This is a genomic window from Parvibium lacunae (genome assembly GCF_003335215.1).
In the GTDB taxonomy this organism is placed as follows: domain Bacteria; phylum Pseudomonadota; class Gammaproteobacteria; order Burkholderiales; family Burkholderiaceae_D; genus Parvibium; species Parvibium lacunae.
The window spans coordinates 467,589-478,267 of sequence record NZ_QPGB01000001.1; the positions used below are offsets into that span (position 1 = coordinate 467,589).

The following is a 10,679-nucleotide window of genomic DNA, read 5'->3' on the forward strand; positions in this document are numbered from 1 at the left end:
TGGCATTAGCCTAGGTTAATTGCCTCAAGTTGTTCCGCCACTTCGAGCCACTGCACTTCTAGCGCGTCAAGTTCAGCACGCAGTAGGCCATGCTGCTTGGCCCACTCCGCCATTTTTTTGCCATCGGCCAGATGTTCGGGGGCAGCCATGTTGGCTTCTAATTCATGTAGTAGGGTTTGTTGTTGAGCAATCTTTTTGTCCAGTTGCGCCATTGCCTTTTCGAGTGGTTTACGTTGCACGGCGAGTGCTTGGCGCTGCGCCGCAGTGGCCTGACGTTCGGCCCTGCGATTGCTTCTTTCCCCAGTGTCTTCGATAGTCACCACTGCGTCAGTCGCAGTGGCATCGCCTGGGGTTGCTTGCAATTTGGCTTCTGCTTGCTTGAGTTGTTCTTGTCGCCAACGGCGGTAGTCGTCCAGATCCCCTTCAAAGGCTTGTAGTTTGCCATCTTGAATCACCCAGTATTCATCTACTGTGCTTTCGAGTAGCGCGCGATCATGGGATACCAGCACCACGGTGCCTGCAAACTCGGCCAGTGCGGTCGCGAGAGCTTGACGCATGTCGAGGTCCAAGTGGTTGGTGGGTTCGTCCAGTACCAGCAAGTTCGGTTTTTGCCAGGCAATCAGGGCGAGGGCCAAACGTGCCCGTTCACCACCCGACATGGTTTCAATCGCCTGAAAGACGCTGTCATTACTGAAGCGAAAACGGCCTAAGAAGCTCCGTAAATCTTGCTCGCGCGCGGTCGGGGCGAGTCGTACCAGATGTTGCAGTGGCGTTTCATTGGCGCGGAGGGTATCGACTTGATGCTGTGCAAAATAGCCAATCTGCAAGCCTTTGCCGCGTCGCATCTGGCCGCTGAGGGGGGCAATATCGCCAGTCAGCGTTTGAATAAACGTCGATTTACCTGCCCCGTTAATCCCTAGCAAGCCAATCCGTTGTTCGGGAACGAGGCTGATGGAAAGCGGCTGCAAGATAGTGTGTACATGATCATCGACTGTATAACCGCAAGCCACGTCTTCCATCACCAGCATCGGACTGGGACTATTGGCCACATCAGCAAAACTAAAACTCGCGGCACTGTCTTCCTGAATGGGTGCGACGCGCTCTAATTTTTCTAGTGCTTTGACCCGGCTCTGGGCCTGCTTGGCTTTGGAGGCTTTAGCCTTGAATCGATCAATGAACCGATTGAGTTTGGCAATGTGTTCTTGCTGGCGTGAGTAGGCGGCTTGTTGTTGGGTTTGGCGTTCGGCACGTGCAGCCACAAAGTCCGTATAGTTGCCACGATATTCGGTGATGCGTTGTTGATCCAAATGCCAGACGCGCTCAATCACGGTATCCAAAAATTCGCGGTCATGCGAAATGACGAGGACCGTGCCAGGGTAGCGCTTGAGCCAGTCGCCTAGCCACAAAATGGCCTCAATATCTAAATGGTTGGTCGGTTCATCGAGCAAGAGCAAATCACTGGGGCAGAGTAGCGCCCGCGCTAAGTTCAGGCGCATGCGCCAACCGCCAGAAAAGCTCGCCACGGGGGCGCTAAGTTGCTCGACGCGAAAACCCAAGCCCAAGAGCAGGGTAGCGGCACGCGCATGGGCATCATAGGCTCCGGCATCGGCGAGTTGGCTGTGTAGTTCACCCATGGCGTGGCCATCATCCGCGGCTTCGGCATCGCTCAGCGCGGCTTGCAAGCGGCGCAACTCAACATCGCCATCCAAGACATAGTCAAGCGCCGGCTGCTCTACGCCGGGCGTTTCTTGCAGTACATGGCTAACGCGCCAGTGCGGGGGCAAGGTTGCATCGCCACCATCGGCGTGTATTTCATCGCGCAATAAAGCAAAGAGTGTGGACTTCCCCGCCCCATTCGCGCCCACTATCCCGACGCGTTCGCCAGGATTCAGGGTGGCATTGGTTTCTTGCAGCAATACTTTGGTGCCACGCCGTAGCGTGAGTTGAGTGAGACGGAGCATGTTCGCGCTGATTCTTTATTTTTATGCGTTAAGGTTGTGGTTTGCGACAGGGGTTTAGACGAGCTGATCTTTGCGCAGTAGAAAGACCATATCATCACCGGCGGAGGTGCTCACCCAGGTAAAAGCATGTTGCGGGAATGCCGCTTCGCAGTGGCTGCGCTCATGGCCAATTTCGACCAGAATTTGTCCTTCGTCAGTTAAATAGTGGGGGGCCTGTTGCAGCATACGGCGGACCAAGTCCATGCCATCCACGCCACCCGCTAAGGCTAGCGCAGGCTCGTGCCTGAATTCGGCGGGCAGGGCCTGCATGGAGTCGGCGTTGACATAGGGGGGGTTGCTGATAATCAGGTCGTAGCGTTGTGCGGGTAGTGTCGCGAACAAATCACTTTGATAGAGAGTGATGCGGTCTTGTAGCCCATAATCGGCCACATTGCGAGTGGCAACGGTGAGCGCATCCGCTGAAATATCGACGGCATCGACGTGTGTATTGGGAAAGGCATCGGCGGCCATGATTGCCAAACAACCGGAGCCAGTACACAAATCTAACACGCGTCGCACTTGATCGGGTTCATCGACCCACGGGCTGAGCTGCTCTTTCAGTAGTTCGGCAATGAATGAACGGGGAATGAGAGTGCGTTCATCGACATAGAATTTATAGCCTTGTAACCAAGATTCGTGGGTGATGTATGCGACGGGGATTTTTAACTGGGCACGTTGCTCAATGCGTTGCAGTAATTGTTCGCGCTCATGTTGGATGAGTTGCGCATCCAGAAAAGGTTCGAGCCGGTCTAATGGTAAATGCAGCGTGTGCAAAATGAGATAGGCGGCTTCATCGACGGCGTCGGCGCAGCCTTGTCCAAATACCAGCTTTTCCGCATGAAAACGCGAAACGGCGTAGCGCAAAAAGTCCCGAATGGTGCGCAATTGCTCGGTGCCAGCGGCGAGCGGGCGTGGGAGGGGTGTGTTGTGATTCATGATAGCAAGAGCTTTTCTAGCGCACGGCGGTAAATGTTTTTGAGTGGCTCAATAAAAGCCAGATCGATGTGTTCATTGATTTTATGAATACTGGCATTCGGTGGGCCAAACTCGACGACTTGTGGACAAATTTTGGCGATAAAGCGGCCATCAGAAGTGCCACCCGTGGTCGATAGCTCGGTTTGAATCCCACACTCATCTTGAATCGCGGCGCTCAGCGCATCGCATAGCGTGCCCTTGGGGGTCAGGAAGGGCAGACCCGAGAGCGACCAATCGAGCTGATAGTCCAAGCCATATTTATCGAGAATGCCATGCACGCGTGCTTGCAAGCCTTCAACGGTACTGGCGGTGGAAAAACGGAAATTGAAGTGCAGGCTGATCTCACCCGGAATAACATTCGTCGCGCCGGTTCCCGCATGAATATTGGAAACTTGCCAGGTGGTGGGCGGAAAATAGTTATTGCCTTGATCCCAGACTTCGCTAGCGAGTTCAGCCAGCGCGGGGGCCAGCAAATGAATCGGATTTTTCGCTAAATGCGGGTAGGCAATATGGCCCTGCACCCCACGCACGGTGAGGTTGCCGGAGAGGGAGCCACGCCGGCCATTTTTAATCATATCGCCAATGGTATTGACCGAAGTGGGTTCACCCACAATACAGTAATCCAGTTTTTCGCCGCGCGCGCTGAGGGCGTTGCACACAACGACTGTTCCATCATGGGCGGGGCCTTCTTCATCCGAGGTCAGTAAAAAAGCAATATTGCCGGGGTGGTTAGGGTGGGCGGCGATGAATTCTTCAGTGGCAACGACAAAGGCGGCGAGCGAAGTTTTCATATCCGCTGCGCCACGGCCATACAACTTGCCGTCACGTTCTGTGGGCACAAAAGGGTCCGAGTGCCATTGTTCAAGTGGGCCCGTGGGCACGACATCGGTGTGCCCGGCAAATACCACGGTGGGGCCGGTTTGTGAGCCGGTACGTTTGGCCCAAAGGTTGGTCACACGGAAAGAGTCTGGTCCGCTCACGATGTTTTCGCAGACAAAACCCAGCGGCTTAAGGCGTTCGCTGATTAGGGCTTGGCAGTTGCCATCCTCCGGGGTAACGGATTGGCGGGCGATGAGTTGTTTGGTGAATTCAAGTGTGGCAGACATAAGCGTATTCGAGAAAATCAGTCATGGCACAGGGTGTCCGTGCCGTTTGGCCAAGCGGCTATCCACCATACTGGGCGGACGCCGGGGAGCGAATCAGAGACGGTTATTTTAAGATCGCAGCATACTCACTGTCATCAAACCCAACCAGGATTTTTTGACCCGTGACTAAAACAGGACGTTTAATGACGCTGGTGGCTTGTAGCATCAAGGCTCTAGCCCCAGCCAGTGTGTCGGCTTGGGCTTGCGTGGCGACATCTAGATTACGCCAAGTGGTGCCTTTTTTATTGAGTAAGCGGGTCCAGTCTACCTGTTTTAACCAAGCGTCTAAAGTTGCGCTATCAAGACCTTGTTTTTTGAAGTCATGAAACGTGTAGTCGAGTTGCCGCGCGTCGAGCCAGCTGCGGGCTTTTTTAACCGAGCCGCAGTTGGGAATACCAAATAGTTGAATCGATGTCATGGGGGATCTGCTTATACATCCATCGTGAATTCTTCGTAGACTGCTTGGCCGGCTTGGTTCGGCACCACTTCGTTCTCATCTTGCGGGCCTGCGCTAGATGACTGACCAAACGCAGTATCTTGATGGCTGGTCCGGGTTGGGGCGACTTTGTTTTGGTTAAGTTTATTATCGTCTGCGTTTTGCAGCAGCCATAGTAAGTTGTTGGGTGAGTCGGAGGCCGCCAGCGCATCATCTTGATGAACCAGATCCTCTTTGACCATCCGATAGAGCGACTGTTCAAAGGTTTGTGACCCAGGAGCCAGACTTTTCTCAATCGCGTCACGGATATTATTCACGTCACCTTGCTCAATCAGCCCTGAAATGTGTTTGGTATTCAGCAAGATTTCACATGCGGCAACCCGTGCGCCTTTCTTCGAGCGCAAGAGGCGCTGGGAAACAATCGCTTTCAAACAGGCTGAGAGATCATTTAGCAGCGCGCCGCGAGTTTCGAGCGGGTACATGCTGAGAATCCTTCCCAGGGCATGATAGCTATTGTTGGCATGCATGGTCGAAATACACAGGTGGCCAGATTGGGCATAGGAAATCGCCGCCGTCATGGTTTCTTGATCGCGAATCTCGCCAATAAAAATCACGTCAGGTGCTTGGCGCATAGCATTTTTCAGGGCGACTTTGTAGTCCAGTGCATCAAAGCCCACTTCGCGCTGATTAATGATGGATTTTTTACTGCGGAAGGTAAACTCGATAGGGTCTTCTAACGTCAGAATATGGCCAGTTTTACTCTGATTACGAGCTTCTATCAGCGACGCAATGGTTGTTGATTTACCGGAGCCTGTTGCGCCCACGAACAGGAGCAACCCACGCTGTTCATTGATGATATCGCGAAGCGTTTTGGGTAAACCCAAGCTCTCAAATTCTGGAATCTGGAAGGGAATAAAACGAATCACCAGACCAGGGGTGCCGCGTTGTTGAAAGACGCTGACGCGGAAGCTCCCAATGCCTGGCACTGGGTAGCCATAGTTCAATTCATTGCTCTGTCTGAATTGCTGAATTTGCTCTGGTGTGGTGATTTCTTCGAGAAAACTCCACATGCCATCAGGGGTCATGAGTTGCTGGTTGACGGGTACATGAATGCCCCCGATTTTGATGGTGATCGGTGAACCAACCGAGGCAAATAAATCCGAGGCTTTTTTCTCCGCCATTAACTGAAACAGTTTTTCTGCTGCACCCATGACACCCCCCTAATGCGTAAAAACTCCCAGCGAGAGTTTGTTGGTCTGATGCGCGTGCTCAATCACCACGCAACAGTTCATTGATACCGGTTTTAGAGCGGGTTTGTGCATCTACCCGTTTGACAATTACCGCACAATACAAGCTGTATTTGCCATCCGCGCTGGGTAAGTTACCCGAAACCACCACCGAACCTTCAGGCACACGACCATACATGACTTCACCGGTTGTGCGGTCATAGATTTTGGTGGACTGACCAATGTAAACGCCCATCGAAATGACGCAGTTATCTTCCACAATCACACCCTCGACGACTTCTGAGCGTGCGCCGATAAAGCAATTATCACCAATGATGGTGGGGTTGGCTTGCAGTGGTTCGAGTACGCCACCAATCCCAACACCGCCGCTCAAATGTACGTTCTTACCAATCTGCGCGCACGAGCCGACGGTTGCCCAGGTGTCCACCATCGTGCCTTCATCCACGTACGCGCCGATATTGACGTAAGAGGGCATGAGTACAACATTCTTGCCAATAAAGGAGCCTCGACGGGCAACCGCAGGCGGAACCACACGGAAACCGCCGCGCGCAAAGTCTTCTTGGGTGTAGTTCGCAAATTTGGTCGGCACCTTATCGTAAAACTGTGCGTAACCGCCGGCAGATTGGGGCACATTGTCTTCCAAGCGGAAGGACAACAAAACGGCTTTTTTGACCCACTGATGAACCGTCCAGTCACCATTGATTTTTTCGGCGACCCGTAATTTGCCGCTGTCCAGTTCATTGATAACATGGGCGACTGCTTCACCAATTTTGGCTGGGGCAGTATTGGGGGATAGGGTAGCCCGATCTTCCCAGGCTTGTTCAATAATTTGCTGTAGTTCAGTTGTCATAGCGTACTCTTGGTTAAAAATCGTTTATTCATTCAGGCAGCTAATGTTGCCTAAGGTTGTGTCAGTCGTCCTCGATTGACTGTTTTCAGCTTGTCTTGAGTGTCTTGATAAAATCAACGATGCGCTCGGCGGCTGTTTCACATTCTGTCGCTTCAGCGACCAGGGCGATACGAATGTAGTTCTGACCAGGATTGGTGCCGTTGACGTCGCGGGCAAGGTAACTGCCTGGTAAAACAGTAACATTATATTGTTCTAACAACTGGCGTGCGAATTGTGTGTCATCCAAACCAAATTGCGCGGGTAAACCGGCCCACAAATAAAATGCGGCATCGGGGAGTTGCACATTGAGCACCTCAGCCAAACGTGGCGTAACAGCGCTAAATTTTTTGCGATATTGCTCGCGATTGTCGATCACATGTGTTTCATCGTTCCATGCTGCAATACTGGCTGCCTGTACCGTCGGGCTCATGGCGCAACCATGATACGTTCGGTAGAGCAGGTAAGGTTTGATGAGATTGGCATCCCCCGCCACAAAACCAGAGCGCAAGCCTGGTACGTTCGAGCGCTTGGAAAGACTGGTAAACATTAAAAGCTGACGATAGTCATGGCGCCCCAGTTGCTGAGCGGCTTGTAATCCACCCAATGGGGCATCGGCGCGGAAGTAAATTTCTGAGTAGCACTCATCGGCGGCAATCACAAAACCGTACTGGTCGGCTTTATTAAAGAGTAACGCCCAATCATCAAGTGGCATCACGGCCCCTGTCGGATTGCCCGGTGAACAGACGAAAACGAGCTGGGTGCGTTGCCATATCTCCTCTGGAATGCTCGCGTAATCAACACGCCAGCCCTGCGCTGCCGTGGTCTGCAGGTAGTAAGGTTGAGCGCCGCCCAGCAAGGCGGCACCCTCATAAATCTGATAAAACGGATTGGGGCAAAGAACCAGGGGGGCGGGTTGCTGTCGATCTAGAACACATTGTGCGAAAGAAAATAGCGCTTCACGAGACCCATTCACCGGCAAAATTTGGGTTGCAGGATTGATGTCGACCAATCCATAGCGACGTCTGAGCCATGCGGCAATCGCACTGCGTAACGCGTCGCTGCCCAGGGTCGTGGGATAGCTGGCTAAGCCATTTAAGTGATCAGTCAATGCGGCCTTGATCAGCGCCGGGGTTGGGTGTTTGGGTTCACCAATCGAAAGGTTGATGGGAGCATAGTTTGGATTTGGCGTGACCCCGGCAAAGAGCTGACGCAGTTTTTCAAAGGGGTAAGGGTGCAGGGCAGCGAGGTCGGGATTCAAGGCGCTTCCAGTCCAAAATTGACAAAACAGGATTATAAAATGCGGCGTACAGCGCTTGCCAGGCATGTCTCGGTTAAATTTAAGCGGATCGAGGTGCCTGTCGGTGACGTGTGTAATGGGATAATCAAAAACCATCTCATACACACGGTACCGGCGTTTTTTGGTTGATTTTTATGCAGAGACGTGAATATCTTAGCGCGATTGCGAGCTTACTGACCGGTGCAACGATTTGGGGCCTGATTTGGTTTCCCTATCGATTTTTAGCTCAGCAGGGTATCAGCGGCACGCTTGCATCGGCCCTGACATACAGTATTGGCCTGATGCTCGCGGCTTCGCTTTACACTTGCCTGTGTTGGCGTTTGCCCGCTTACCGCGCAGAACGTTTTTTTTCCTGGCCGTTGCTGGGGCTGGGATTGGCGGTCGGCTTAACTAATGTCAGCTTTGTTTGGGCAACGATTCATGGCGCAGTCTTACGGGTCGTGCTGCTGTTTTATTTATGTCCAGTATGGACCGCCTTCTTCGCACATTTTTTGCTGCGCGAGCCAATCACGCCGCGAGGTGTATGGGTGATTCTGTTGGGCTTATTCGGCGCACTGGTGATGCTGTGGCAACCAGATCAAGGCTGGCCTTTTCCTCAAACTCTAGCAGAATGGGTTGGGCTAGGGGCAGGGATTATGTTCGCCTTATCTAATGTTTTGCTACGTAAAATCAGGCAGCCAACCCGAGAGCTAAAAACCTGCTGGGTCTTGCTAGGCTGTGCGCTGGTGGGTTTAGTGGGCGCCGCCGTTGAGGGGGGCGCCAAGCCAGCCTTATCGATTGCGATACCGCATTCAGTTACAGCCTTGGTGCTGGTTTGCTTGCTCCTGCTGGGCGGGGTGCTGGTGTTGGCCAATTGGGTCGTGCAATTTGGAATTGAGCGTTTGCCTGCCAATAAAGTCGCGGTGATTTACTTGTTTGAGTTAATTGTGGCCGGGGCCAGTGGTTGGCTATTGGCAGCAGAGCATTTTGGTTGGCAAGAATTTGCGGGGGCGTGTTTAATCGCCTGTGCCAGTGTCTTGGCAGCCAGAGAATAAGTTGGCTATGGCGTGCCATAACCAATAATTCACACTAGATGGAATAAGCTTAGGAATTAATCATGTCAGCGCCAGAAAAACCACGTAAAACATTACGCTTACAGGGCCAACCTGCGCGCACAAAGCCTGCACAAACCGGCCACCAAGTCCGTGGCAGAGCATTACCGCACCAACGTCGCCGCGATGCTATCGCTGCGCCACGCCAAACCGCCGTGCCAGAACGGCCCGCCATCGCCGGGCGTGCAGCCGTAACTGTGGCTGCGGCAGACGCAGCAGGTGATCTCGTCACGCAGTCACCGCCCACGGTTGCGATAGACCAAGCGCCAGGCGTCTCTTTGCAGCGTTTGTCCAAGTTAATGGCGCAACGCGGTTTATGCTCGCGCCGGGAGGCCGATGAATATATCGAGAATGGCTGGGTCACTGTCAATGGCCTGGTGGTAAAGACGTTGGGAACAAAAGTGCCAGAGGCGGTCGAGATTGGTCTCCTGCCCGCAGCCCAACGGACACAAGGCGAGCGGGTCACGATTTTGTTGCATAAACCGATTGGGTATGTCTCTGGTCAGGCAGAGGATGGTTATGAGCCAGCTAGCGTGCTGATTGTGCCTGAACGGCTCTATCACCCTGGCACGGAGGCTCAGCGCCACTTCAAACCGCAGCATGCGCGGGGGCTGGCACCAGCAGGCCGGCTCGATATAGATTCAACCGGCTTATTGGTATTGACGCAAGATGGTCGAATTGCGCGGCAGTTGATTGATGCGGATTCAACCATTGATAAAGAATACCTGGTGCGGGTCAGTGGCCGGCTCTCTGCAGTAGGCTTGGCACAATTGAATCATGGTCTAAGCTTGGACGGCATTCGTCTCAAGCCGGCGCAGGTGAGTTGGCAAAATGAAAATCAGCTTCGGTTCGTCTTGCAGGAAGGGCGTAAACGACAAATCCGCCGTATGTGCGAGCTGGTTGGACTGCGCGTGATTGGCTTAAAGCGTGTCCGTATCGGTAAGATCACGTTGGCCGACTTGCCACTGGGTGCATGGCGTTATCTGCGCCCAGAGGAGTCTTTCGGTTAGCAACGCTTGCAGCTTGGAAAAGGCCGACGCAAGGGTGTCAACAATACCGTGAGTGCGGCCCAACTCGCTACTGCTAGCGGGAGATTACCCCCGTGTATTGGATTGCGGTGCAAACTGGCTGAACTCAATATGGGGTAAGGGGGCCCAGCCTGCTTGCCGATGCTCGGCGACGACGTTAGTAAAAATACCGCCTCGCACATACCACTTTGCGGTTAGGCGCATAAACCGAGGGGCGGTTGCCGCCACTAAATCAGTCAAGATCTGATTGGTCACCGCTTCATGAAAGGCTCCCTCATTGCGGTAACTCCACATGTAAAACTTGAGACTCTTCAATTCGACGTTTTTTTGATCAGGAATGTAGTCCAGAATCAGCGTGGCGAAATCGGGCTGCCCAGTTAATGGGCAGAGGCACGTAAACTCGGGAATTTCCATGTGAATGTGATAATCCCGCTCAGGATTCGGGTTGGGGAAGGTGTCAAGCTGCTTACTAGGACGATGTTTCGGGGTGGGCGGGGTAAATGTGGCAGTCGTATCGGTCATGATCAATGTCGAAATCAAAATAGAGGCTAAATCGCGGATGGTATTATAG

At 53.1% G+C, this 10,679-nt stretch carries 10 protein-coding genes; 2 read left to right on the forward strand and 8 right to left on the reverse strand.

Annotation, left to right across the window (positions count from 1 at the left end; genetic code table 11):
• Nucleotides 1–5: 5 nt before the first annotated feature.
• From DU000_RS02190 to dapC, 7 genes are all read right to left on the reverse strand, one after another.
• Nucleotides 6–1,961: an ABC-F family ATP-binding cassette domain-containing protein gene (locus DU000_RS02190; protein WP_114401704.1), complete on the reverse strand. Its 1,956-nt coding sequence runs from the start codon at nucleotides 1,959–1,961 to the stop codon at nucleotides 6–8.
• Nucleotides 1,962–2,015: 54 nt separating this feature from the next.
• Nucleotides 2,016–2,936 carry a 50S ribosomal protein L3 N(5)-glutamine methyltransferase gene (gene prmB / locus DU000_RS02195; protein WP_114401705.1) on the reverse strand — a complete coding sequence of 307 codons (921 nt, stop codon included), beginning with the start codon at nucleotides 2,934–2,936 and terminating at the stop codon, nucleotides 2,016–2,018.
• Entirely contained in the window at nucleotides 2,933–4,081 is a 1,149-nt protein-coding gene (dapE, locus tag DU000_RS02200; RefSeq protein WP_114401706.1) for a succinyl-diaminopimelate desuccinylase, read from the reverse strand. Before dapE ends, prmB begins: the two co-directional genes overlap by 4 nt.
• A 103-nt stretch (nucleotides 4,082–4,184) precedes the next feature.
• Nucleotides 4,185–4,538 carry an arsenate reductase gene (locus DU000_RS02205; RefSeq protein WP_114401707.1) on the reverse strand — a complete coding sequence of 118 codons (354 nt, stop codon included), beginning with the start codon at nucleotides 4,536–4,538 and terminating at the stop codon, nucleotides 4,185–4,187.
• 11 nt (nucleotides 4,539–4,549) lie between these two features.
• Nucleotides 4,550–5,767, reverse strand: a complete 1,218-nt coding sequence (locus DU000_RS02210; RefSeq protein ID WP_114401708.1) for a PilT/PilU family type 4a pilus ATPase — start codon at nucleotides 5,765–5,767, stop codon at nucleotides 4,550–4,552.
• Between the two features lie 58 nt (nucleotides 5,768–5,825).
• Nucleotides 5,826–6,653: a 2,3,4,5-tetrahydropyridine-2,6-dicarboxylate N-succinyltransferase gene (dapD, locus tag DU000_RS02215; protein ID WP_114401709.1), complete on the reverse strand. Its 828-nt coding sequence runs from the start codon at nucleotides 6,651–6,653 to the stop codon at nucleotides 5,826–5,828.
• An 85-nt stretch (nucleotides 6,654–6,738) separates the two neighbouring features.
• A complete protein-coding gene (gene dapC / locus DU000_RS02220) occupies nucleotides 6,739–7,950 on the reverse strand; it encodes a succinyldiaminopimelate transaminase (protein WP_114402071.1) in 1,212 nt (403 codons plus the stop codon).
• A 173-nt stretch (nucleotides 7,951–8,123) separates the two neighbouring features.
• Here dapC and DU000_RS02225 point away from each other — a divergent pair, with 173 nt between their 5' ends.
• Both DU000_RS02225 and DU000_RS02230 read left to right on the forward strand, forming a co-directional pair.
• Nucleotides 8,124–9,023: a DMT family transporter gene (locus tag DU000_RS02225; RefSeq protein WP_114401710.1), complete on the forward strand. Its 900-nt coding sequence runs from the start codon at nucleotides 8,124–8,126 to the stop codon at nucleotides 9,021–9,023.
• A gap of 62 nt (nucleotides 9,024–9,085) precedes the next feature.
• The gene (locus DU000_RS02230) at nucleotides 9,086–10,090 is read left to right on the forward strand and encodes a pseudouridine synthase (protein WP_114401711.1); all 1,005 of its coding nucleotides are present in this window, start codon (nucleotides 9,086–9,088) and stop codon (nucleotides 10,088–10,090) included.
• 84 nt (nucleotides 10,091–10,174) lie between these two features.
• On the opposite strand, the gene queF is transcribed toward DU000_RS02230, so the two are convergent.
• Nucleotides 10,175–10,630 (reverse strand): preQ(1) synthase, encoded by a 456-nt coding sequence (gene queF / locus DU000_RS02235; RefSeq protein WP_114401712.1) that lies wholly within the window; start codon nucleotides 10,628–10,630, stop codon nucleotides 10,175–10,177.
• Nucleotides 10,631–10,679: the final 49 nt, after the last annotated feature.

Coding starts and splice junctions, on each gene's coding strand:
- DU000_RS02190 (WP_114401704.1), bottom strand. CDS start 1,961: ATGCTCCGTCTCACTCAACTCACGCTACGGCGTGGCACCAAAGTATTG.
- dapE (WP_114401706.1), bottom strand. CDS start 4,081: ATGTCTGCCACACTTGAATTCACCAAACAACTCATCGCCCGCCAATCC.
- dapD (WP_114401709.1), bottom strand. CDS start 6,653: ATGACAACTGAACTACAGCAAATTATTGAACAAGCCTGGGAAGATCGG.
- DU000_RS02230 (WP_114401711.1), top strand. CDS start 9,086: ATGTCAGCGCCAGAAAAACCACGTAAAACATTACGCTTACAGGGCCAA.
- queF (WP_114401712.1), bottom strand. CDS start 10,630: ATGACCGATACGACTGCCACATTTACCCCGCCCACCCCGAAACATCGT.
- prmB (WP_114401705.1), bottom strand. CDS start 2,936: ATGAATCACAACACACCCCTCCCACGCCCGCTCGCCGCTGGCACCGAG.
- DU000_RS02210 (WP_114401708.1), bottom strand. CDS start 5,767: ATGGGTGCAGCAGAAAAACTGTTTCAGTTAATGGCGGAGAAAAAAGCC.
- DU000_RS02205 (WP_114401707.1), bottom strand. CDS start 4,538: ATGACATCGATTCAACTATTTGGTATTCCCAACTGCGGCTCGGTTAAA.
- DU000_RS02225 (WP_114401710.1), top strand. CDS start 8,124: ATGCAGAGACGTGAATATCTTAGCGCGATTGCGAGCTTACTGACCGGT.